At 56.0% G+C, this 20,946-nt stretch carries 24 protein-coding genes; 13 read left to right on the plus strand and 11 right to left on the minus strand.

What is annotated here, in order from left to right; translation table 11 throughout:
* The 4 genes from trpCF to ACR6AS_RS06275 all read left to right on the plus strand — a co-directional run bounded on the left by trpCF (nucleotide 1) and on the right by ACR6AS_RS06275 (nucleotide 3,864).
* The gene (gene trpCF / locus ACR6AS_RS06260) at nucleotides 1-1,362 is read left to right on the plus strand and encodes a bifunctional indole-3-glycerol-phosphate synthase TrpC/phosphoribosylanthranilate isomerase TrpF (RefSeq protein ID WP_434161504.1); all 1,362 of its coding nucleotides are present in this window, start codon (nucleotides 1-3) and stop codon (nucleotides 1,360-1,362) included.
* Nucleotides 1,363-1,407: 45 nt separating this feature from the next.
* Nucleotides 1,408-2,598, plus strand: coding sequence for a tryptophan synthase subunit beta (trpB, locus tag ACR6AS_RS06265; protein WP_111140059.1), 1,191 nt, complete (start codon nucleotides 1,408-1,410; stop codon nucleotides 2,596-2,598).
* The gene (gene trpA, locus ACR6AS_RS06270) at nucleotides 2,598-3,401 is read left to right on the plus strand and encodes a tryptophan synthase subunit alpha (protein ID WP_111140058.1); all 804 of its coding nucleotides are present in this window, start codon (nucleotides 2,598-2,600) and stop codon (nucleotides 3,399-3,401) included. Before trpB ends, trpA begins: the two co-directional genes overlap by 1 nt.
* A 148-nt stretch (nucleotides 3,402-3,549) precedes the next feature.
* Nucleotides 3,550-3,864: a BON domain-containing protein gene (locus ACR6AS_RS06275; protein ID WP_111140057.1), complete on the plus strand. Its 315-nt coding sequence runs from the start codon at nucleotides 3,550-3,552 to the stop codon at nucleotides 3,862-3,864.
* A 46-nt stretch (nucleotides 3,865-3,910) separates the two neighbouring features.
* Here ACR6AS_RS06275 and ompW read toward each other — a convergent pair whose 3' ends face one another.
* Nucleotides 3,911-4,543, minus strand: coding sequence for an outer membrane protein OmpW (gene ompW, locus ACR6AS_RS06280; protein ID WP_233498986.1), 633 nt, complete (start codon nucleotides 4,541-4,543; stop codon nucleotides 3,911-3,913).
* Nucleotides 4,544-4,797: 254 nt separating this feature from the next.
* Between ompW and ACR6AS_RS06285 the strand changes: the two genes are divergently transcribed.
* Genes ACR6AS_RS06285 through yciA form a run of 4 tightly spaced genes read left to right on the plus strand, consistent with a single transcriptional unit; the run spans nucleotide 4,798 to nucleotide 7,050 of the window.
* On the plus strand, nucleotides 4,798-5,214 hold the full coding sequence (locus ACR6AS_RS06285) for a YkgJ family cysteine cluster protein (protein WP_111140055.1): 417 nt from the start codon (nucleotides 4,798-4,800) through the stop codon (nucleotides 5,212-5,214).
* Between the two features lie 27 nt (nucleotides 5,215-5,241).
* Entirely contained in the window at nucleotides 5,242-5,976 is a 735-nt protein-coding gene (locus tag ACR6AS_RS06290) for a YciC family protein (protein WP_111140054.1), read from the plus strand.
* Between the two features lie 51 nt (nucleotides 5,977-6,027).
* Nucleotides 6,028-6,567: a septation protein A gene (locus ACR6AS_RS06295; RefSeq protein WP_111140053.1), complete on the plus strand. Its 540-nt coding sequence runs from the start codon at nucleotides 6,028-6,030 to the stop codon at nucleotides 6,565-6,567.
* A 60-nt stretch (nucleotides 6,568-6,627) separates the two neighbouring features.
* Entirely contained in the window at nucleotides 6,628-7,050 is a 423-nt protein-coding gene (gene yciA, locus ACR6AS_RS06300; RefSeq protein WP_111140052.1) for an acyl-CoA thioester hydrolase YciA, read from the plus strand.
* Nucleotides 7,051-7,085: 35 nt separating this feature from the next.
* Here yciA and tonB read toward each other — a convergent pair whose 3' ends face one another.
* Nucleotides 7,086-7,841, minus strand: coding sequence for a TonB system transport protein TonB (gene tonB, locus ACR6AS_RS06305; RefSeq protein ID WP_434161506.1), 756 nt, complete (start codon nucleotides 7,839-7,841; stop codon nucleotides 7,086-7,088).
* A gap of 197 nt (nucleotides 7,842-8,038) precedes the next feature.
* On the opposite strand from tonB, the gene ACR6AS_RS06310 reads away from it, so the two are divergent.
* Nucleotides 8,039-8,335 carry a YciI family protein gene (locus tag ACR6AS_RS06310; protein WP_111140050.1) on the plus strand — a complete coding sequence of 99 codons (297 nt, stop codon included), beginning with the start codon at nucleotides 8,039-8,041 and terminating at the stop codon, nucleotides 8,333-8,335.
* 82 nt (nucleotides 8,336-8,417) lie between these two features.
* Nucleotides 8,418-8,603: a hypothetical protein gene (locus ACR6AS_RS06315; RefSeq protein WP_111140049.1), complete on the plus strand. Its 186-nt coding sequence runs from the start codon at nucleotides 8,418-8,420 to the stop codon at nucleotides 8,601-8,603.
* Between the two features lie 187 nt (nucleotides 8,604-8,790).
* Here ACR6AS_RS06315 and ycgZ read toward each other — a convergent pair whose 3' ends face one another.
* Nucleotides 8,791-9,033 carry a regulatory protein YcgZ gene (ycgZ, locus tag ACR6AS_RS06320; RefSeq protein WP_418797948.1) on the minus strand — a complete coding sequence of 81 codons (243 nt, stop codon included), beginning with the start codon at nucleotides 9,031-9,033 and terminating at the stop codon, nucleotides 8,791-8,793.
* A 334-nt stretch (nucleotides 9,034-9,367) separates the two neighbouring features.
* Between ycgZ and ACR6AS_RS06325 the strand changes: the two genes are divergently transcribed.
* A complete protein-coding gene (locus ACR6AS_RS06325; protein ID WP_367395532.1) occupies nucleotides 9,368-9,685 on the plus strand; it encodes a hypothetical protein in 318 nt (105 codons plus the stop codon).
* 38 nt (nucleotides 9,686-9,723) lie between these two features.
* Here ACR6AS_RS06325 and ACR6AS_RS06330 read toward each other — a convergent pair whose 3' ends face one another.
* Complete coding sequence (locus ACR6AS_RS06330; RefSeq protein ID WP_128084052.1) at nucleotides 9,724-9,897, minus strand: YciY family protein; 174 nt, start codon at nucleotides 9,895-9,897, stop codon at nucleotides 9,724-9,726.
* A 159-nt stretch (nucleotides 9,898-10,056) separates the two neighbouring features.
* On the opposite strand from ACR6AS_RS06330, the gene cls reads away from it, so the two are divergent.
* Entirely contained in the window at nucleotides 10,057-11,517 is a 1,461-nt protein-coding gene (gene cls, locus ACR6AS_RS06335; RefSeq protein WP_111140046.1) for a cardiolipin synthase, read from the plus strand.
* 45 nt (nucleotides 11,518-11,562) lie between these two features.
* Nucleotides 11,563-11,886: an HI1450 family dsDNA-mimic protein gene (locus tag ACR6AS_RS06340; protein WP_009089915.1), complete on the plus strand. Its 324-nt coding sequence runs from the start codon at nucleotides 11,563-11,565 to the stop codon at nucleotides 11,884-11,886.
* Between the two features lie 43 nt (nucleotides 11,887-11,929).
* Here ACR6AS_RS06340 and oppF read toward each other — a convergent pair whose 3' ends face one another.
* The 7 genes from oppF to ACR6AS_RS06375 all read right to left on the minus strand — a co-directional run bounded on the left by oppF (nucleotide 11,930) and on the right by ACR6AS_RS06375 (nucleotide 20,533).
* Nucleotides 11,930-12,931, minus strand: a complete 1,002-nt coding sequence (gene oppF / locus ACR6AS_RS06345) for a murein tripeptide/oligopeptide ABC transporter ATP binding protein OppF (protein ID WP_111140045.1) — start codon at nucleotides 12,929-12,931, stop codon at nucleotides 11,930-11,932.
* Nucleotides 12,928-13,941 (minus strand): ABC transporter ATP-binding protein, encoded by a 1,014-nt coding sequence (locus ACR6AS_RS06350; RefSeq protein WP_293771055.1) that lies wholly within the window; start codon nucleotides 13,939-13,941, stop codon nucleotides 12,928-12,930. The genes oppF and ACR6AS_RS06350 overlap by 4 nt, the downstream gene beginning before the upstream one ends.
* 11 nt (nucleotides 13,942-13,952) lie before the next feature.
* On the minus strand, nucleotides 13,953-14,861 hold the full coding sequence (oppC, locus tag ACR6AS_RS06355; protein WP_111140043.1) for an oligopeptide ABC transporter permease OppC: 909 nt from the start codon (nucleotides 14,859-14,861) through the stop codon (nucleotides 13,953-13,955).
* 14 nt (nucleotides 14,862-14,875) lie between these two features.
* Nucleotides 14,876-15,796 carry an oligopeptide ABC transporter permease OppB gene (gene oppB, locus ACR6AS_RS06360; protein WP_111140042.1) on the minus strand — a complete coding sequence of 307 codons (921 nt, stop codon included), beginning with the start codon at nucleotides 15,794-15,796 and terminating at the stop codon, nucleotides 14,876-14,878.
* A gap of 89 nt (nucleotides 15,797-15,885) precedes the next feature.
* On the minus strand, nucleotides 15,886-17,526 hold the full coding sequence (oppA, locus tag ACR6AS_RS06365) for an oligopeptide ABC transporter substrate-binding protein OppA (RefSeq protein ID WP_434161510.1): 1,641 nt from the start codon (nucleotides 17,524-17,526) through the stop codon (nucleotides 15,886-15,888).
* A gap of 151 nt (nucleotides 17,527-17,677) precedes the next feature.
* The gene (locus ACR6AS_RS06370) at nucleotides 17,678-19,303 is read right to left on the minus strand and encodes an ABC transporter substrate-binding protein (RefSeq protein ID WP_434161512.1); all 1,626 of its coding nucleotides are present in this window, start codon (nucleotides 19,301-19,303) and stop codon (nucleotides 17,678-17,680) included.
* 582 nt (nucleotides 19,304-19,885) lie between these two features.
* Entirely contained in the window at nucleotides 19,886-20,533 is a 648-nt protein-coding gene (locus ACR6AS_RS06375; RefSeq protein ID WP_111140040.1) for a YchE family NAAT transporter, read from the minus strand.
* Nucleotides 20,534-20,946 lie beyond the last annotated feature (413 nt).

Here is a 20,946-nt window from a genome sequence, read left to right on the forward strand (position 1 = left end):
ATGAAAGGCACCGTGTTAGAAAAAATTGTTCAGGATAAAGCGATCTGGGTGGAAGCCCGTCAGCAGCAGCAGCCGCTCTCTACCTTTCAGAACAGCATTGAACCTGCCAGCCGTCATTTCTACGACGCGCTGCAGGGTGCACGCACCGCGTTTATCCTGGAGTGTAAAAAAGCGTCGCCTTCGAAAGGCGTGATCCGCGAGGATTTTGACCCGGCCGCTATTGCCGGTGTCTATCGCCACTACGCCTCTGCGGTCTCCGTGCTGACCGATGAGAAATATTTTCAGGGCGACTTCGCCTTTCTGTCGATAGTCAGCGCGGCGATTACCCAGCCGGTGCTGTGCAAAGATTTCATTATCAATCCCTATCAGATCTACCTGGCGCGTTACTACCAGGCGGATGCCATTCTGCTGATGCTCTCTGTACTGGATGATGAGCAGTATCGTCAGCTGGCCGCCGTGGCGCACAGCCTGAAGATGGGCATCCTGACCGAAGTCAGCAACGAAGAGGAGCTGGAGCGCGCCATCGCTCTGCAGGCAAAAGTCGTGGGGATCAACAACCGCGATCTGCGCGATCTCTCTATCGATCTTAACCGCACGCGCCAGCTGGCTCCGCGCCTGTCGCATGGCGTGACGGTCATCAGCGAGTCGGGGATCAACAGCTATGCGGATATTCGCGAGCTCAGCCATTTTGCCAACGGTTTCCTGATCGGCTCCGCCCTGATGGAAGAGTCCGATCTGACCGCTGCGGTGCGTCGGGTCACGCTGGGCAGTAACAAGGTATGCGGCCTGACCCGCCCTGAAGATGCGCGTGCCGCTTATGAAGCCGGTGCCATCTATGGTGGCCTGATCTTTGCCGAAGGCTCACCGCGCCTGATCGACACGGCCACGGCGCAGTCGGTGATGGCGGCTGCGCCGCTGCGCTATGTCGGCGTCTTTCGCAACAACACAATAAGTGACATTGTCACGCAAACGGAAACCCTTTCGCTGTCAGCCGTTCAGCTGCATGGCGATGAGAGCCCCGCGTTTGTAGCCGAACTGCGCGCCGCGCTGCCCGCAGAGGTTCAGATCTGGAAGGCGCTGCGCATTGAGGGCAGCGTCCCGGCCCGCGACTGGCCGCATGTGGACCGCTACGTGTTCGACAACGGCAACGGCGGCACCGGCGAACGTTTCGACTGGTCACTGCTGCAGGGGCAGACCCTGGACAATGTGCTGCTGGCCGGTGGCCTCAGCGCAGATAACTGCGTTGAAGCCGCGCAGCTGGGCTGTGCCGGACTGGACTTCAACTCTGGCGTGGAAAGCGCGCCCGGCATCAAAGATGCCCGTAAAATCGCTGCTGTGTTTCAGACACTGCGTGCCTACTGATTTGCCTGGCCCGCTTTACCCCGGGCCCGAGAAAGGAAGATAAAAATGACGTTACTCAATCCCTACTTTGGCGAATTTGGCGGAATGTACGTTCCGCAGATCCTGATGCCCGCGCTGCGCCAGCTCGAACAGGCGTTTGTCGACGCGCAGAAAGATCCGGCGTTTCAGGCCGAATTTACCGACCTGCTGAAGAACTATGCGGGTCGTCCGACCGCGCTGACGCTGTGCAAAAACCTGACCAAAGGCACCAGAACCCGTCTCTATCTCAAGCGTGAAGATCTGCTGCACGGCGGCGCACACAAAACCAACCAGGTGCTGGGTCAGGCGCTGTTAGCCAAACGCATGGGCAAAAACGAAATTATCGCTGAAACCGGTGCGGGTCAGCACGGTGTGGCATCCGCCCTGGCCTGCGCACTGCTGGGCATGAAGTGCCGCATCTACATGGGCGCAAAAGATGTGGAGCGTCAGTCACCAAACGTGTTCCGTATGCGTCTGATGGGCGCGGAAGTGATCCCGGTGCACAGCGGCTCTGCCACGCTGAAAGACGCCTGTAATGAGGCGCTGCGCGACTGGTCCGGCAGCTATGAAACCGCGCACTATATGCTCGGTACGGCGGCGGGTCCCCATCCCTTCCCGACGATTGTGCGCGAGTTTCAGCGCATGATTGGCGAAGAGACCAAAAAGCAGATTCTGGAAAAAGAGGGACGCCTGCCGGATGCGATCCTCGCCTGTGTGGGCGGCGGTTCCAACGCCATCGGGATGTTTGCCGACTTCATCGACGAGACCAGCGTGAAGCTGATCGGGGTCGAACCGGCGGGTCACGGCATCGAGACGGGCGAACATGGTGCGCCGCTGAAGCACGGTCGCGTGGGGATCTATTTCGGCATGAAAGCGCCGATGATGCAGACGCACGACGGCCAGATCGAAGAGTCCTACTCTATCTCTGCCGGCCTAGATTTCCCGTCGGTAGGCCCGCAGCATGCGCATCTCAACAGCATCGGTCGCGCAGACTACGTTTCGATTACCGATAATGAAGCGATGGACGCCTTTAAACAGCTCTGCCGCGCGGAAGGCATTATCCCGGCGCTGGAGTCCTCCCATGCGCTGGCTCATGCACTGAAGATGATCCATGCGGAGCCGGAGAAAGAGCAGCTGATTGTGGTCAACCTTTCCGGCCGTGGCGACAAAGATATTTTCACCGTTCATGACATTCTGACTGCGCAGGGAGAAATCTGATGGAACGTTACAATCAACTGTTTACCCGCCTGTCAGCGAACAACGAAGGCGCTTTCGTTCCCTTTGTGACGCTCGGCGACCCGTCCCCTGCGCTGTCACTGCGTGTGATCGACGCGCTGGTTGAAGGGGGCGCAGATGCTCTGGAGCTGGGGATCCCCTTCTCCGATCCGCTGGCCGATGGCCCAACCATCCAGAACGCGACGTTACGCGCTTTTGCGGCGGGCACTAACACCAGCCAGTGCTTTGAGATGCTGGCGACCATCCGCCGCAAATATCCGGATCTGCCGATTGGTCTGCTGATGTACGCCAATCTGGTCTTTACCAACGGCGTGGATGCGTTTTATGCCCGTTGTGCCGAAGCCGGTGTCGATTCCGTCCTGGTGGCCGACGTACCGGTTGAAGAGTCTGCGCCCTTCCGTCAGGCGGCGCTGCGTCACGGTGTGGCACCGATCTTTATCTGTCCGCCCAATGCCAGCGATGAGCTGCTGCGTGAGATCGCGTCACACGGTCGCGGTTACACCTATCTGCTGTCGCGTGCAGGCGTAACCGGTGCTGAAAACCGCGCCAGCCTGCCGCTGCAGCATCTGATCGACAGGCTACGTGAATATCACGCCGCGCCGCCGCTGCAGGGCTTTGGTATCTCGGAACCGGAACAGGTGAAGGAAGCGATCGCGGCGGGTGCGGCGGGCGCCATCTCCGGTTCAGCGATTGTCAGAATCATCGAAAAGCATCACGCCGAACCGGACGTGATGCTGAGTGAACTGAAGCAGTTTGTCAGCCGCCTCAAAGCTGCCAGCCGCTAATCCTGCCATCATGCCTTATCACCCGATAAGGCATGATTTGTTTCCTTTTTTATCCGCCGCCATTTGCCCTTTTCGTCAAATCTGCACCACAATGACAGTGCGCCGTTACGGTAACGTCGCATCCAATTTGTGACAGGGAGAGAAAGCAATGAAATTCGTTAAAATGCTGGCAGGTGCTGTACTGGCAGGCGTGGTTGCGCTGACACTGAGCGCCTGTGCGCCAACCGCAACTAAAGAGGGAACCGGTGGCTATATCGATGACACCGTCGTTACCACCAAAGTCAAAGGTGCGCTGCTGAAAGATGAGTCGCTGAAGTCGACGGAAATCAACGTAGAAACCTTTAAAGGCAAAGTTCAGCTGAGCGGCTTTGTTTCATCACCACAGATGGCCAACCGTGCCGTTCAGGTGACACGCAGCGTGGCGGGCGTAAGATCGGTTGTTAACAACATGCAGATCAAGTAACCTCTGATCGACAAAAAGGCCGCGGATTCAGCGGCCTTTTTTATTGTCAGAAACGGTAGCCCGCGCCGAAGAAGAACACCCAGGGATCGACGCGCATGTTGATGTTCTGCTGTTCGCCCCCCGCTTTAAACTTCACTTCCGTATCGATATCCATGTACCACAGCGACGCATTCAGCATCCAGTCGCGATTGATCTGATAATCGAGACCCACCTGACCCGCCACGCCCCAGGAGTCCTTCACGCTGAGGTCGGTCAGACCCGCATCACGGCCGGTCTGGTTGAATTTAGCATCGTAAAAAGTGGTGTAGTTCACGCCCACGCCCACGTAAGGACGCACCGGGCTTTTGCTGTCAAAGAAGTAGTACTGCGCCATCAGCGTAGGTGGCAACTGGCGCACCGTCGCCAGCGTACCGGTCGGGCCAAGGCCCACTTTATGCCGGAATGGCGTGGCGGCCAGCAGCTCGACCCCTATATTATCTGTTGCCATATAAGTAAATGTCAGGCCCAGCTGCGTGTCATTGGAGGCACTGAATTCCCCCATGCCTAACACGTTATCGGAACCCTCGGTGGGCCGGACGGTGGCACTGCCAGCCCGCATAAAGAAGTCACCCGCTTCGTGGGCCATTGCCAGCTGAGGCAACGCCAGTGCCAGCAGCATTGCGCATTTTGCCAGTTTCATTATCACTCCTTTGCTTAATGTTAACATCGCGAACGTCATCGCTTTTTTAGCTGGCAATTTTTTAACGTGATTTACAGAAAATTGCACTCTGAACGCTTCAGATAAACTGCTTATAAAACAATGAATTGATTTAGATCAATTTCAGCACCGGCTGGCTGCGAAAAATAGCGCTTGCTGAATAATTTCGGCCAGCCTATTTTGCTTCTCTTCCTTGTTGATTTTGGTTCGATGCCCTGGGAGGGGCGGGTGATCAAATGCATGAAATAACGAATCCCTGTGTCAGCTGTGGCGCCTGCTGCGCCCATTTCCGCGTCTCTTTTTACTGGGCCGAAGCCGATGATGCTGGCGGACTGGTGCCAACCCACTTAACCGAACCACTGAGCCTGTTGATGCGCAATATGCGGGGGACGAACGATCGCACGCCCCGCTGCGTCGCTCTTGAGGGCGAAATCGGTGGCTGTGTCTCCTGCGGGATTTATGAGCAACGTCCGACGCCCTGTCGGGAGTTTGCCATGTCTGGTGAGGCGGGCATTCCTAACGAAGCCTGCGATCGCGCCCGCGCCCGTTATGGTCTTCCTGCGCTTTTTGCGCCTTCTTTACCTGATATGACAGAAAGTTATGCCACGGCGGGTGCCCGCGAGCTGCCAGAACATGTACAATCGCCGGGTTAATTAACCCGGTTCCTCCAAGGAGTGTACATGTCTATCACGGCCAGCTCGTTATACCGTGACACAGGAAATTTTGCGCGTCATCAACTGGCTACGTTGCTGTTGCTGTCGCTGCTGACCGCTTTTATTACCGTTATGCTGGTGCATGTGCTGACACCCGGTGCCGACCAGATGGCCATACTCCAGCAGAGTGACGTCAGCGCCAGTTCGCTGTTTGAGATGGTGCAGAATATGTCTCCGGAGCAGCAGCAGGTCCTGCTGCACGCCTCGGCTGCCAGCACCTTTGCGGCGCTGATGGGCAATACGCTGCTGCTGGGCGGCATGCTCTGCCTGATCCCGCTGGTCTCTTCCGGCCAGCGTGTCAGCGCGCTGCGGGCAATTGGCGCCTCCGTGCCAATGCTGCCTAAACTGCTGCTGCTCACCTTCCTGATGACGCTGGTGGCGCAACTGGGCTTTATGGTGCTGGTAGTGCCAGGGATTCTGCTGACCATGCTGCTGTCGCTGGCGCCGGTAATGGTGGCCCGTGAGAAAATGGGCGTCTTTGCCGCCATGCGCGCCAGCATGCGGATGGCGTGGAAGAACGTGAAGCTGATCGCGCCCGCGATCCTGCTCTGGCTGCTGGCCAAAGTTGTGGTGATGCTGTTCTTCTCGTCGCTGACTGTGTTACCGCTTAATGTCTCATCGGTGATTTTCACCGCAGCGGGTAATCTGGTTTCGGCGATGTTGATTATCTATCTCTATCGTCTCTATATGCTGTTACGTTGATTCGCGATCTGCCCCCGGGCAGATCCGCAGCCAACTCTGAATGGAAAAACTATGAAGCAGCTACTCGACTTTCTTCCCCTGGTGGTTTTTTTCATCTTCTACAAGCTGTATGACATCTTTGTAGCTTCCGGCGCACTGATCGTCGCCACCGGCCTGGCGCTGGTCGTCAGCTGGGTGCTCTATCGTAAGCTGGAAAAGATGACGATTTTCACCTTTGTGCTGGTGGCCGTGTTTGGCACCCTGACGCTGGTATTCCACAACGATGAGTTCATTAAGTGGAAAGTTACCGTGATCTACAGCCTGTTTGCCGCCGCCCTGCTCTACAGCCAGTGGTTTATGCAGCAGACCCTGATTCAGCGTATGCTGGGCAAAGAGCTGCAGCTGCCCGACGCTGTCTGGCGACGGCTCAATATTGCCTGGGCGCTGTTCTTTCTCATCTGCGGCCTGGTGAATATCTATGTCGCCTTTTGGTTATCGCAGGCCTTCTGGGTTAACTTCAAAGTTTTCGGTCTTTCCGGCCTGACGCTCCTGTTTACCCTGCTCAGTGGGCTCTATATCTGGCGACAGATGCCGCAGCAGGAACAAAAATAATGACGCAGCCCGGTTCGCCGGGCATTTTTTTTAGCACTAACCTGCAAATAAGTGGACGCAATGGACGAAAAACATAAATTGCCGCAAGGCGAAATGGTGCTGCGTACGCTCGCCATGCCGGCAGATACCAACGCCAACGGTGATATTTTTGGCGGCTGGCTGATGTCACAGATGGATATGGGCGGCGCAATTCTGGCTAAAGAGATTGCAGAAGGCCGCGTGGTGACCGTGCGGGTCGATGGCATGTCATTCATGAAACCGGTCGCGGTGGGCGACGTGGTGAGCTGCCATGCGAGCTGCATCCGCACCGGCAACAGCTCCATGACGATTAACGTCGAAGTGTGGATCAAAAAGGTGTCGTCTGAGCCGATCGGTCAGACTTACTGTGCCACGGAAGCGGTATTCATCTACGTGGCTGTCGATAACGAGGGCAAATCGCGCCCTCTGCCCGCCGGTCGCGCCAATCAGCCCGCAGGCGAGTGAGTGACGGGTCAGCCCTGGCGGTCTGACCCCCGCGCTTATTCGATACTGGCTCCGCCATTGATTTTGAACACGATATTCATGGTCATACCCTGCGCAGGACGGCCGCTCTGGTAGCGCCACGTTTTCATCGCCTGCTTAACGGTCCGTTCGAACATGTTCGCCGGCTGCGCGGAGAGAATGTCGATATTATCGACCCGTCCGTCACTGTCTACATCAAACTTCACCCTGACGCGCCCCTCTATCCGCAGGGCAAACGCGCGCGGTGGATAGCCCGGCTTGCTGATGCTTAAAGCTTTCGGTCCCGTTGACGCAGAGGCGCCGGGTGACGGCGTGGCTTGTGGCGCGGCGGCCGGCTTCTTCTCTTCAGCGGGTCTCTTTTGCTGGAAAGGATTGGCCTGCGGTTTGTTCTCCTGACGCGGCTTCACCTCGCGCACTGGCTGCCGGTGCTCAGGTTTAGGTTTTGGTTTAGGTTCAGCCTTCGGCTTTGGCTTTGGTGCAGGTTCAGGCTTCGGTATCGGCACCGGCTCCGCCTTTGGCGGTTCCGGAGCTGGCTGCGGTTCCGGTATCGGTTCAGGCTGGGGTTGCGGTTCCGGTGGCGCGACTGCTGCGGGCGCGGGCTGAATGTCCGGTGCCACCATGGTAACGCTGATGGGCTGCGATGCCTCAGGTACCGTGATCTCCTGCCCGAACGACGCGTAGAGAATTCCGGCGATCACGGCCCCATGCAGGATGACGGACAGCAGCATGGAGACAGACGTGCGTTTAGGTAGTGGCGTAGTCAGCGTGGTCATAACGGTCGCAGTGATTGAGTGAAGCCGCAATTTTAAATGCAAATAGCAATCAGTTTCAATAACTCCCACTCTCCGCTCTGCATAAAAGCGCTTTTTAGCCCTTTATGCTGAGCCCTGCACTGCCCACAGGTTTCGTTTGCACTCTGCCTGACGATCCCTTAACGTGTTGCGAAATTCTGAATACTGGGAGTTACTGAGTGCTTTACGTCATTTATGCAGAAGATACTGCAGATTCACTGGAAAAGCGTAATGCCGTCCGCCCTGCCCATCTGGCCCGGCTTAAACTACTGCAGGAAGAGGGACGCCTGATTGTCGCCGGTCCGATGCCTGCGGTTGACAGTAACGATCCCGGCGTGGCGGGTTTTACCGGATCAACCGTGATTGCTGAATTCCCGTCGCTGGAAGCCGCACAATCCTGGGCGCAGGATGACCCCTATTTTGCGGCGGGTGTGTACGCCCAGGTGTCGGTTAAGCCGTTCAAACGCGTCTTCTGACCGTCAGCGGGCTGTAAAAATGGCTTCTGTGTCTGACACAGGAGCCATTTTTCTTTGGGTCAGGGTCAGGGTAAGAGAAAAGATGCAGAGTGTGATTATCGGTTTACTGGCGATTATCGCTGTATTGACTGGCGGTGCCGTTTATCTCTGGCGGACGCGGGGCTGGCGGAAGAGTAAGCAGTGGATTGTGATGCTGATTGTACTGGCGGCAGCATTGCAGATGGTTAACGTCACGCTGATGCTGAACGCGCAACGCCTGTTGGGATAATAGTCACTGAGACAAGCCGTATGAAAAGGTGATTGCGAACTGAACCTGCTGCTGACATTTCCGGCATACTGTCACTCACTAGCAGAGGCAGAGATGGAATGCGCGTTAAAAGGCAGCGACCGGTTATGTCAGCTTAGCGGGCCAGGTCGCGGTTACTGACCGCCCTGGCTCTGCCGCTACGCGCTGATTAACCACGATCCAGGATCAGGCCAATCAGTTCGTGATAATGCTGCTCTTCTTCGACGCTGGTCACATGCTGCAGGCGTTTGATCAGTTTTGAGCAGATAGCCTTGCGGTTAAGAGTGCGGCCTGAACCAATGATCTCAGCAACGACTGAACCCAGAATCGCCTGCTGTGAAGGCTGCGAAGCGCTGTGCAGATAGGCAGAGATATCAGATACTGAAGCGGGGATACGCGTGTTAGTCTGCATAATAGACCTCAAAGTGTTTAGTTAAGTTTGCTCACCGATAGGGTAAAGTTATACAACAACACCTCTATTGTACAGGTATTTCGCCAGAAAATTCCTGAAAGCCTGAGCTAATCTTAATAAAACCCTGAATAACATCCACTTAAACTAATGTAAAGTTGTACAAGTTTTCGGTATTGTCCTGTACATCCCCCGTTCGCCTCCTCTTTTTGCGTTAAAAAACGATCTCTCTATCATTTTTTCAGTCACGAAGAGGAATTTTCTGGCAGAGCTGTCTACATTTGGATCTTATGAGTTAACCCTCTGAATGGATGCGCATTGCAGTCGCGACTTAATTATGCATAAAACTTATCCTGGCCAGACCCTTACGCTGTTTCAGCCACTGCTGTCATGTCTTGCAGCGATTGCTGACCCTAAGATTGAAGTGATGAGCGGTTATCCGGCGCATTGCTCGGCGTGGCTGACGATCTACTATCAGCGAAAATCGGGACGCTGGTCCTGTGAATGGTACGATCGGCCGGGTTGTCGCCGGCCAGCGGCGCTGGGTGACAGGATGGTGTGTCTGATGCATGAGGTCAGCGACCGGGGGGCTACGCAGCAGGAGCACCTGATGGCGCGACGCCTGCTGGCCGAAGCGGGATTTATGGAAGCCTGACGAAGCGGTTATCGTCAGGCACCCCGCACCGGGTAAGGCTAGACCATCTGCGTAATAAACAGAATCGAGCGACGCTGCTGCTGTGCCAGCTGGTGGCGAATGCAGTGAATACGCTTATATCGTCGTGACTGCCCTTCCAGCCAGCGTGAACGGCGACGATGAACCTGTCTCAGCATTCTCCAGCGCGCCACTTCATTTCTGCTTCTTTTCATCACTTCCTCTCTGACATCGGATCCGCGTGGGCATTATAGAGATCTCTGTGCGAATGCCAAATCCGATTGCCCGCCCGGCGAGTCCAGGATAAAAGGTTTCGTTAGTACGCTTCTGCACGTAAACTTGCCAGACGAAAGCGCGAACGGGATGTCCACTTTATGACCACTTTTTATACGCTCATCAGCTGGTTGCTGCTGTTTGGATACTGGCTGCTGATTGCCGGTGTCACCCTGCGCATTCTGATGAAACGCCGGGCCGTAACATCTGCGATGGCCTGGCTGCTGGTGATCTATATCCTGCCGCTGGTAGGTATTATCGCTTATCTCTCTTTTGGCGAACTGCATCTGGGTAAACGTCGCGCGGAGCGCGCACGCACTATGTGGCCGTCAACCGCCCGCTGGCTCAACGATCTCAAACAGTGCCGTGAAATCTTCGCCACCGAGCACAGCGACGTGGCGCGTTCGCTGTTTGAGCTCTGCTACCATCGGCAGGGGATCGCCGGGGTTAAGGGCAACCAGCTCCAGCTGCTGACCAGCTCTGACGATGTGATGCAGGCGCTGATCCGCGATATCCAGCTGGCCCGCCACAATATCGAGATGGTCTTCTATATCTGGCATCCCGGTGGCCTGGCGGATGAGGTGGCGGAATCTCTGATGGCCGCCTCACGCCGGGGTGTGCATTGCCGTTTGCTGCTCGACTCCGCAGGCAGCGTGAACTTTTTCCGCAGCCCCTGGGCGGGCATGATGCGCAATGCCGGTATCGATGTGGTGGAAGCGCTGCAGGTGAGCCTGCTGCGCGTGTTCCTGCGCCGAATGGACCTGCGTCAGCACCGTAAAATCGTCCTGATCGACAACTACATCGCCTACACCGGCAGCATGAACCTGGTCGATCCGCGCTTCTTCAAGCAGAGCGCAGGCGTCGGCCAGTGGATCGATTTGATGGCGCGAATGGAAGGCCCGGTGGCAACCGCGATGGGGATTGTCTTCAGCTGCGACTGGGAGATCGAAACCGGTAAACGTATTCTGCCACCGCCGCCCGATCGCAATATCATGCCGTTTGAACAGGAGAGCGGCCACACCGTACAGGTGATCGCCTCCGGTCCCGGCTTCCCGGAAGATATGATCCACCAGGCGCTGCTGACGGCGGTCTATTCGGCGCGAGAGCAGCTGATCATGACCACACCCTACTTTGTGCCCAGCGACGACCTGCTGCATGCCATCTGCACAGCGGCGCAGCGCGGCGTCAGTGTCAGCGTCATTATCCCGCGCAACAATGACTCTCTGCTGGTGGGCTGGGCCAGCCGCGCCTTCTTCAGCGAGCTGCTGGAAGCCGGTGTAAAAATTTATCAGTTTGAAGATGGCCTGCTGCACACCAAGAGCGTGCTGGTCGACGGACAACTGAGCCTGGTAGGAACCGTAAACCTCGATATGCGCAGTTTATGGCTGAACTTTGAAGTCACGCTGGTGGTGGATGATGCGGGCTTTGGCAGCGACCTGGCCTGTGTACAGGATGATTATATTGCCCGTTCCCGCCTGCTGGATGGCAAGCGCTGGGCAAAACGTGCCTGGTGGCAGCGCATCGTCGAACGACTGTTTTACTTCTTCAGCCCTTTACTGTAAAACGAGCCAGATTGTGTAAATGGCCACAGGCCGACAGGACAGACTATGGATTTAAATAATCGCCTTACCGAAGATGAAACGCTGGAACAAGCCTACGATATTTTTCTCGAACTGGCAGGCGACAACCTGGATCCGGCCGACATCATTCTCTTCAATCTGCAGTTCGAAGAGCGCGGCGGCGCGGAGCTGTTCGACCCCTCTGAGGACTGGAAAGATCATGTCGATTTCGATCTGAACCCGGACTTCTTTGCCGAGGTGGTCATCGGGCTGGGTGAAGCGGACGGCGAACCGATTACCGACGTCTTTGCGCGCGTGCTGCTCTGCCGCGAGAAAGATCACAAGCTCTGTCACATCCTGTGGCGGGAGTAATCGCCAGATAAGAAAACGCCGGGCTTCTGCCCGGCGTTTTGCTTTACAGCGGGTCGACCTTGAGACAGGAGACCGCATGGTGGAAACTGCCTTCCAGCAGTGGCCGGGTTTTGGCGCACTCCGGTCCGGCAATCGGGCAGCGGGTACGGAACACACAGCCTGACGGCGGATTGATTGGCGAGGGCAGCTCCCCTTCCAGCAGCTGAATCTGTTTATTCTTCTCCAGATCCGGATCGGGGATTGGCACGGCGGACATCAGCGCGCGGGTGTAAGGGTGCTGCGGATTGCTGTAGACCTCGTTATAGGTGCCCAGCTCCACCGCATGGCCCAGATACATTACCAGCACCCGGTCAGAGATGTGCTTCACCACTGCCAGATCGTGGGCGATAAAGATCAGCGACAGCCCCATTTCACGCTGCAGCTGCTGCAGCAGGTTAACCACCTGTGCCTGAATCGAGACGTCCAGTGCGGAGACCGGCTCGTCACAGATAATCAGCTTCGGCTCCAGAATCAGGGCGCGGGCGATACCGATACGCTGGCACTGCCCGCCCGAAAACTCGTGCGGATAGCGGTTAATCAGGTTGGGCAGCAGCCCCACCTTCATCATCATATTTCTGACGCGCTCTTTGACCTCCTGACGCGCCATTTTCGGATGATAGGTTCTGAGCGGCTCCGCGATGATATCGCCGATGGTCATACGCGGGTTCAGCGACGCCAGCGGGTCCTGGAAGATCATCTGGATATCGCTGCGCGCCTTGCGCCACTCCTCTTCGCTCTGGCCCAGCAGATCGCGCCCCAGCCAGGCGACACGGCCATCGGTTGCCTTAACCAGACCAATAATGGCGCGCGCCAGGGTCGATTTTCCGCAGCCTGACTCGCCCACCACGCCCAGGGTTTCCCCCTCATAAAGACGCAGGCTGACGCCATCGACCGCTTTCAGGGTCTTCGACGGCTGCCAGAACCACTGCTTGCCATCTTTGATATCGAAATGCACTTTGAGATCGGCGATTTCGAGTAACACTCTTTTTTCCGCTACGGTGCTCATACTAACTCCTCCACCGGCTTAAAGCAGGCGCGCAGGCGGCCATCGCCGAACGGTTCCAGCGGCGGTGCCTGGGTGCAGATATCCATCGCGTGCGGACAACGCGGCTGGAACGGACAGCCCTGCGGCAGACGCAGCAGATTGGGCGGATTGCCCGGGATGGTGGTCAGACTCTCGCCTTCCGCATCCAGACGCGGCACGGCATTCAGCAGGCCGATCGAATAAGGATGAGCGGGCTGATAGAAGACGTCGCGCGCCCGGCCATACTCCATGGTCCGGCCCGCATACATCACCAGCACCTTGTCGCAGATCCCTGCCACCACGCCGAGATCGTGGGTGATCATAATGATGGCCGTGTTGAACTCGCGCTTCAGCTCATTAAGCAGCGTCATGATCTGCGCCTGCACCGTCACATCCAGTGCGGTCGTCGGCTCATCTGCGATCAGCAGTTTAGGACGGCAGAGCAACGCCATAGCGATCATCACGCGCTGGCGCATCCCGCCGGAGAACTCATGCGGAAACATCTTCATGCGCTTGCGCGCCTCCGGCATTTTTACCGCATCCAGCATCCGCACCGACTCTTCAAACGCCTGTGCGTTATTCATGCCTTTGTGCAGTTTCAGCACCTCCATCAGCTGCTCGCCCACCCGCATATAGGGGTTGAGTGAGGTCATGGGGTCCTGGAAGATCATCGCAATCTGCTCGGCACGCAGTTTATTCAGCTGATTTTCCGGCAGGTTAAGGATCTCTTTGCCATTGAAAATCGCCGAGCCGCCGATGCGGCCATTTTTAGCCAGCAGCCCCATCAGGGCAAACGCGGTCTGCGACTTGCCGGAGCCGGATTCACCGACAATACCCAGCGTCTCTCCCGCGCGCAGCGAGAAGTTAAGGTCATTGACGGCGGTGACGTCCCCGTCGTGCGTGCTAAAGGTCACGCGCAGATCTTTGACCGTCAGTAGCTGTTCGCTTCCCGCGCGGGCCGCCATCGCGGGCTGAAATTCATGAATGGTCATCGGGAAACTCCTTAACGATCTTTCGGGTCGAGGGCATCACGCAGGCCATCGCCGATAAAGTTGAAACAGAACAGTGTGACCACCAGGAACGCCGCCGGATAGAGCAGCAGCCACGGCGAGACTTCCATGGAGTTAGCCCCGTCGCTGAGCAGTGCGCCCCAACTGCTCAGCGGCTCCTGCGTTCCCAGGCCCAGGAAGCTCAGGAAGGATTCGAACAGGATCATGCTTGGCACCAGCAGCGAGGCGTACACCACCACCACGCCCAGCACGTTCGGAACGACATGCCGCACGACGATCTTCCAGGTCGACACGCCGCCGACATGGGCCGCTTCAATAAACTCTTTGCGCTTCAGGCTGAGCGTCTGGCCGCGCACGATACGCGCCATATCCAGCCAGGAGACCATGCCGATGGCGGCAAAAATCAGCAGGATGTTGCGGCCAAAGAAGGTCACCAGCAGGATCACGAAGAACATAAACGGAAAGGAGTTCAGGATTTCCAGAATACGCATCATCACCGAGTCGGTTTTGCCGCCCAGATAGCCGGCAATCGAGCCGTAGAGTGTGCCCACAATTACCGCGATCAGCGCAGAGGCGACACCCACCATCAGGGAGATGCGTCCGCCGATGGCCACACGCACCAGCAGGTCACGTCCCGATGAATCGGTGCCGAACCAGTGGCCGGAGGTGGTATCCGGTGGCGAGGACATCATGGCCCAGTCGGTGTCATCATAGGTAAACTGCGCCAGCATCGGGGCAAAGATTACAAACAGCGTAATCAGCAGCAGCACCAGCAGACTGATCAGGGCAGCCCGGTTATGAATAAAGCGACGACGCGCATCCTGCCAGAGGCTACGCCCTTCTACTTCCAGCTTCTCACTGAACGCATCCAGAGCTTCGCTGTTTTTCTTACTTAACATCATGGCGAACTCCGCAATCAGTAACGAATTTTCGGATCGATAACGGCGTAGAGCACGTCAACAATCGCGTTAAAGACAATGGTCAGCAGACCAACCAGAATGGTCAGGCTCATCACCAGTGAGTAGTCACGGTTCAGCGCGCCGTTGACAAACAGCTGGCCGATACCCGGCAGACCGTAGATCGACTCAATCACCATCGATCCGGTGATGATGCCGACGAAAGCCGGACCCATGTAGGAGATCACCGGCAGCAGAGCCGGTTTCAGCGCATGGCGCAGCACGATGCGGCGCAGCGGTAAACCTTTCGCCCGTGCGGTGCGGATAAAGTTTGAGTGCATCACTTCGATCATCGATCCGCGGGTAATACGGGCGATGCTGGCGATATAGGCCAGCGACAGGGCCACCATCGGCAGCAGCATGTAGTTCCACTGCCCGCCATTCCAGCCGCCGCCCGGCAGCCACTTCAGGCTGATGGCGAACAGCAGGACCAGCAGCGGTGCCACCACGAAACTCGGTATCACCACGCCGGTCATTGCCACCCCCATCACCGCAAAGTCCCACAGCGTGTTCTGCTTAAGCGCGGCGATCACACCCGCCGTCACGCCCAGCACTACCGCGAGCAGAAACGCGGCCAGGCCGAGTTTGGCCGAGACCGGGAAAGCGTGCGCGACCAGATAGTTGACCGAATAGTCTTTGTATTTAAACGACGGGCCGAAATCGCCGTGTGCCAGCTGCACCAGGTAATCGACATACTGTTTGCCGATCGGATCGTTGAGGTGATATTTCGCCTCGATGTTCGCCATTACTTCCGGGGCCAGCGTACGCTCGCCGGTAAAGGGGCTGCCCGGGGCCAGGCGCATCATAAAGAAGGAGATGGTAATCAGAACGAACAGCGTCGGTAGCGCTTCAAGCAAGCGACGCAGGATGAATTTTAACATTGCCGTACCTACCAGGCTGTTGCTTCACAACATAAAAATAGTAAAAGGCGGCGCCAGACGCGCCGCCACTGCTGATAGCCTGAATGCTATTAGTGTTTAATGATGTAGAAGTTTTTATCCAGGGTTTTATCCAGTGGATCTTTACCGGTGTAGCCGCCAACGTAAGGTTTAACCAGACGCGTGTTCACGTAGTAGTAGACCGGAACGATGGTGCTGTCTTTATCCAGAATCTGCTCCGCCTTCTGATAATCCGCGGCACGCGCTTTCTCATCAGAAGCCTTGATCGCGTCACGCACCACTTTATCGAACTCCTCGCTCTTATAGTGCGCGGTGTTACTGCTGCTGTTGGACAGCATGGTGTTCAGGAAGGAAGTCGGTTCGTTGTAGTCGGCACACCAGGCGGCGCGTGACACATCGAAGTTACCCTGATGACGGGTGTCCAGGAAAGTTTTCCACTCCTGGTTTTCCAGCTTAATGTTCACGCCGATGTTTTTCTTCCAGATTGACGAGGCGGCAATCGCCAGCTTCTTGTGCAGATCGGAAGTGTTATAAAGCAGGTTAAAGGTCAGCGGTTTATCCGCGGTGTAGCCCGCTTCAGCCAGCAGCTTTTTCGCCTCGGCGTTACGTTTTTCCTGTGACCACTTGAACCAGTCTGGCGGCAGAATGTCCATGCCGTCGGTGGCTGGCGGCGTGTAGCTGTAAGCCGGCTTCTGGCCCTGCGCCAGCACTTTGTTGACCATGATGTCACGATCCAGACCCAGCTTCAGAGCAGCACGTACGCGCGGATCGGTGAATGGCGCTTTCTGGTTGTTAATTTCGTAGTAGTAGGTGCAGAGATAGGGATCGACGTGCAGCTCTTTGCCGTTGTCACGCTGCAGCTTTTTGAACAGCTCAATCGGCAGGTTGTTGTAGGTCATGTCGCTGCCGTTTTCGGAGAAGTAGCGGTTAACGTCGCTGACTTCTGAACTGATTGGCAGGAAGGTCACTTTGTTCAGCACGGTGTGCTCGTTGTCCCAGTAGTTCGGGTTACGCACCAGGGTGATGCGCTCATTGATAACGTGCGCGTCCAGCTTAAAGGCGCCGTTGCCGACCCAGTTCTGAGGCTGAGTCCACTGATCGCCAAACTTCTCGATGGCCGGTTTATAAACCGGGGACATTACGGAGTTGATCAGCAGCTTATCGAAGTAAGGTACCGGCTCGCTCAGGGTGACTTCCAGCGTGTTATCATCAATGGCTTTAACGCCCAGATCGGTGATCGGTTTTTTGCCGGCGATGATGTCATCGACGTTCAGGATATGGCCATATTGCGGGTAGCTGGCGTACGGTGAGGCGGTTTTAGGATCGACCAGGCGCTCCCAGCTGTAGACGAAGTCCTGTGCGGTGACAGGTTCGCCATTAGACCATTTGGCATTTTTGCGCAGGTGGAACGTCCACACTTTGAAATCTTTGTTTTCGTAACTTTCCGCCACGGCCGGGATCGGTTTACCGTTGCTGTCGTTGACCAGCAGACCTTCATAGAGGTCGCGCGCCACGTTGTCTTCCGGTACGCCCTCAATTTTGTGAGGATCCAGCGACTGCACTTCATCGCCATTGCCGCGTACCAGCTCCTGTTTTGCAGCCAGCTCAACGCCCGCAGGCACGGTAGCCGCCAGAGCCGCATTCCCTGCCAGGGCACTCACTGCGGCGAAAACGCCCGCTGCAATCAGGCTTTTTTTCGTGATGTTGTTCATTATTACACTCCAGTTTTATTATCGTCACCGTGGCGATGCACTGCCACGGCGTCCCCCGTCTCCGGGCTCCCCGGCCTGTACCAGGGAGATTGACCCAAAATGGTCTTTATGCGGATGCGTTTTCTGACTGTCTCGCCGGACGGCGATCAGATCAGTGTTGTCTGATGAAGTAGTACTTCAGGTCTGTCATGTCCTGCGGGTCTTTGCCCGTAAAGCCGCCAACCCAGAGCTTTACCAGGCGCACACTTACGCGGTAGTAAACTGGCACAATTGGTGAGTCTTTGTCGAGTTGTGTTTCAGCCTGCTGATAGAGGTCAGCGCGTGCCGCTTCACTGCCCGCCGTGAGGGTCTCTGACATCAGCCGATCGAAGGTTGCACTGCTGTAGAATGCGGTATTAATTGAGGCGTTGCTGATCAGCATATTCAGGAAGGTGGACGGCTCGTTGTAGTCGGCACACCAGGTTGCCCGCACCACGTCGAACTGGCCCTGATGCCGGGTCTCCAGCATGGTTTTCCACTCCTGATTCTGCAATGTGACTTTCGCGCCCAGGTTTTTCTGCCACATTGATGCGGCCGCAATCGCCTGACGCTTATTCTGATCGGAGGTGTTGTAGAGCAGTGTAAAGCTCAGCGGATGGGCGGCATCGAATCCCGCCTCTGCCAGCAGCTTCTTCGCCGCCTCATTGCGCTGCGCCTGCGTCCAGGTGAACCAGGCGGGTGGCGTCAGCCGGATACCGGCGGTAAAGGGTGGCGTCAGGCTATAGGCGGGGATCTGTCCCTGGGCCATGATCTTATTGGCGATGATATCGCGATCCAGCGTCATCTTCAGCGCGCTGCGCACCCGCGCATCGGTAAATGGCGGCTTTTTGTTATTAATTTCGTAGTAGAAGGTGCAGAGCAGCGGACTGACTTTCACTTCGTCGCCCAGCTCTTTGCGCAGTTTGCCAAACATCTCAGGCGGCACCGCGCTGTTGGTGATATCCGTGCCGCCGCTGCGGTAGCGGTTGATGTCGCTGTTTTCCGAGGCGATCGGCAGGAATGTCCCCTGCTCAATCACCGTATGGACGTTGTCCCAGTAGTGCGGATTACGCTTCACAACGATTTTCTCATTCACCACCCAGTCGCTGAGCTGGTAGGCACCATTGCCGACATAGTGTTCCGGGCGCGTCCAGGCCTCACCCCACTGTTTAATAGCGGGTGCGTAGACCGGCTTCATCGCCGTATGAGCTAACATCGCCACCAGATAAGGTACAGGCTCGCTCAGGGTAATCTGCAGCCGATGCGCATCCAGCGCCTTAACACCCAGTTGATCGGGTGACGCTTTACCTGTCAGGATGGCGTCGATATTGGCGAAGTGCGCAGCCTGCAGATAGCTGGCATAGGGTGACGCGGTTTTCGGATCCACCAGACGACGCCAGCTATAGACAAAATCATCGGCGGTGACGGCCTGCCCGTTGCTCCACTTCGCATCCTGGCGCAGTTGAAAAATCCAGGTGTCAGGCTGCGGGTTCTCCCAGCTTTTCGCCACGCCAGGCACCACCTCACCCCGGTTATCCGTGTTGACCAGTCCATCCAGCAGATTGTGAATAATATTGGATTCCGGCACGCCTTCAGTTTTATGCGGATCCAGCGAGGAGACTTCACTGCCGTTATTAATCACGATCGCCTGACGGGCCGCCAGTGCGGTCCCCGGCGGAACCGTAGCGGCATAGGCTGGCGAAAACGCCATCAACAGAACAGTTGCGATAAGTGACCGCTGTTGCTGCAATTTATTCATCCCAATCATGCGACACGCCAACCCTTTATTAAGTATCCCGACAGGCTTAAGCAAAAAGCGTTCTCACTTTGGGCTTTCGGAGAAAAAAATTACGCTGGGCCAGAAATTATCAGAAGCCCTTGTGGGGTGCCAAAGTAAAATAGCTAAAATGTTAACTAATTCTCTTTTATCATGAGAAGCGCGGCAGCGAAAGCGTTAATTTTTGTTCTGAAAATAACTTATGCTATTGATAAATAGATAAATTATTCGAAAACACCGCATTAAAGGGATGAGAAGAAAAAAAACGTGCCCGATCTGTCAGTTATCGGGAAAAAAGGCGCCTCTCTGCGATGAAATCGATTTCCTGAGGCGTTATCTGGCGGTTTATGAGGCTGGCTGAAAAATTTGTAGCAGAAAATAATGTGAAAATAGTGACATTCTTTTGCAGAAAAAAGTCTGTGATCTGAAACGCAGTAATGAAATTTATAATTTCCAGCCCGAGTTAAGCTGCGCGAATAAATGCATCGTTATGGTGCAATGAAATTCCCTTTTTGCACCATAACGGTTCACCTGATCAATTCATTGCCTGAAATAAGTGCGCTGCTAATTGAGCAGACCGGGGAAAATGGCCTTCATGCCGGTGACAACAAATTCGATGCCCAGCGCCATCAGGAGCAGGCCCATGATACGCGTGATGACGTTAATCCCGGTCTGGCCCAGGATGCGCACCATTAAGGGTGCGGCCCGGAACAGCAGCCAGCAGCAGAAGGCAAAGATAGCTATCGCCAGGGTAAAGCCCAGCAGGTTGAGCCAGCTGTGATAGCGGGTGCTCCAGACGATGGTTGAACTGATCGCCCCCGGCCCGGCCATCAGCGGTAACGCCAGTGGCACCACACCCACGCTTTCGCGAATGGCGGTTTCTGATTTCTCCTGCTTGTTCTGTTTATCTTCACCCAGCTTGCCGCTAATCATCGACATTGCAATGGTGACCACCAGAATCCCGCCCGCAATACGGAAAGAGTCGATGGAGATGCCAAACACCCGCAGAATAGCATCGCCCAGAAAGAGCGACGTCCAGAGGATAATAGCGACCGCCAGATTGGCGGTAAGATTGGTTTTATTACGCTCAGCCACGCCCTGATAGCGGGTCATGCTGATAAACACCGGAATAATTCCCACCGGATTAACCAGCGCAAAGAGCCCGACAAAAAATTTTATATAGCCTGATAGATCTAACAGCGCAGGATTCACGACTTTACTCCGTACCGCAGGGGGGAAAACGCGCCTAATGTATGTGAAAACGGACACAGACGCCAGATGCGGGCTCAGCAATTTATGCTGTTGAACTGTGGCACATTTAGCGCTTTACGCCAGTGATTAAATAATGGCTGGCGATAGGCGCTGCCGGGCCCCGGTGCTTTGGATACGATAAGTTTGAGAAACCCGGGCGCTGAACCCGCAGCTGAATGGTGTCAGCTTGCGTTTAAATTGATCTGAATCAAAATCGCCCTACCCCGAACCAGGTAATCTTTTCGCAACGGAAGCATTAGCGGCAGCGAAGTAAACTCTCACGGCCGCCAGAAAAGACTTATTCAGTAAACAGTTGAAAATCCAGCCGTTCCGCCGCTATCAGACGCATTAAAGCAGCGTGACTATACTCAGGG

The organism is Pantoea phosphatilytica (genome assembly GCF_051025615.1).
GTDB lineage: Bacteria > Pseudomonadota > Gammaproteobacteria > Enterobacterales > Enterobacteriaceae > Pantoea.

Excerpts from the sequence above, each read along its gene's own strand:
- trpCF (WP_434161504.1), top strand. The coding sequence starts at position 1 with ATGAAAGGCACCGTGTTAGAAAAAATTGTTCAGGATAAAGCGATCTGG.
- trpB (WP_111140059.1), top strand. The coding sequence starts at position 1,408 with ATGACGTTACTCAATCCCTACTTTGGCGAATTTGGCGGAATGTACGTT.
- trpA (WP_111140058.1), top strand. The coding sequence starts at position 2,598 with ATGGAACGTTACAATCAACTGTTTACCCGCCTGTCAGCGAACAACGAA.
- ACR6AS_RS06275 (WP_111140057.1), top strand. The coding sequence starts at position 3,550 with ATGAAATTCGTTAAAATGCTGGCAGGTGCTGTACTGGCAGGCGTGGTT.
- ompW (WP_233498986.1), bottom strand. The coding sequence starts at position 4,543 with ATGAAACTGGCAAAATGCGCAATGCTGCTGGCACTGGCGTTGCCTCAG.
- ACR6AS_RS06285 (WP_111140055.1), top strand. The coding sequence starts at position 4,798 with ATGCATGAAATAACGAATCCCTGTGTCAGCTGTGGCGCCTGCTGCGCC.
- ACR6AS_RS06290 (WP_111140054.1), top strand. The coding sequence starts at position 5,242 with ATGTCTATCACGGCCAGCTCGTTATACCGTGACACAGGAAATTTTGCG.
- ACR6AS_RS06295 (WP_111140053.1), top strand. The coding sequence starts at position 6,028 with ATGAAGCAGCTACTCGACTTTCTTCCCCTGGTGGTTTTTTTCATCTTC.
- yciA (WP_111140052.1), top strand. The coding sequence starts at position 6,628 with ATGGACGAAAAACATAAATTGCCGCAAGGCGAAATGGTGCTGCGTACG.
- tonB (WP_434161506.1), bottom strand. The coding sequence starts at position 7,841 with ATGACCACGCTGACTACGCCACTACCTAAACGCACGTCTGTCTCCATG.
- ACR6AS_RS06315 (WP_111140049.1), top strand. The coding sequence starts at position 8,418 with ATGCAGAGTGTGATTATCGGTTTACTGGCGATTATCGCTGTATTGACT.
- ycgZ (WP_418797948.1), bottom strand. The coding sequence starts at position 9,033 with ATGCAGACTAACACGCGTATCCCCGCTTCAGTATCTGATATCTCTGCC.
- ACR6AS_RS06325 (WP_367395532.1), top strand. The coding sequence starts at position 9,368 with ATGCATAAAACTTATCCTGGCCAGACCCTTACGCTGTTTCAGCCACTG.
- ACR6AS_RS06330 (WP_128084052.1), bottom strand. The coding sequence starts at position 9,897 with ATGAAAAGAAGCAGAAATGAAGTGGCGCGCTGGAGAATGCTGAGACAG.
- cls (WP_111140046.1), top strand. The coding sequence starts at position 10,057 with ATGACCACTTTTTATACGCTCATCAGCTGGTTGCTGCTGTTTGGATAC.
- ACR6AS_RS06340 (WP_009089915.1), top strand. The coding sequence starts at position 11,563 with ATGGATTTAAATAATCGCCTTACCGAAGATGAAACGCTGGAACAAGCC.
- oppF (WP_111140045.1), bottom strand. The coding sequence starts at position 12,931 with ATGAGCACCGTAGCGGAAAAAAGAGTGTTACTCGAAATCGCCGATCTC.
- ACR6AS_RS06350 (WP_293771055.1), bottom strand. The coding sequence starts at position 13,941 with ATGACCATTCATGAATTTCAGCCCGCGATGGCGGCCCGCGCGGGAAGC.
- oppC (WP_111140043.1), bottom strand. The coding sequence starts at position 14,861 with ATGATGTTAAGTAAGAAAAACAGCGAAGCTCTGGATGCGTTCAGTGAG.
- oppB (WP_111140042.1), bottom strand. The coding sequence starts at position 15,796 with ATGTTAAAATTCATCCTGCGTCGCTTGCTTGAAGCGCTACCGACGCTG.
- oppA (WP_434161510.1), bottom strand. The coding sequence starts at position 17,526 with ATGAACAACATCACGAAAAAAAGCCTGATTGCAGCGGGCGTTTTCGCC.
- ACR6AS_RS06370 (WP_434161512.1), bottom strand. The coding sequence starts at position 19,303 with ATGAATAAATTGCAGCAACAGCGGTCACTTATCGCAACTGTTCTGTTG.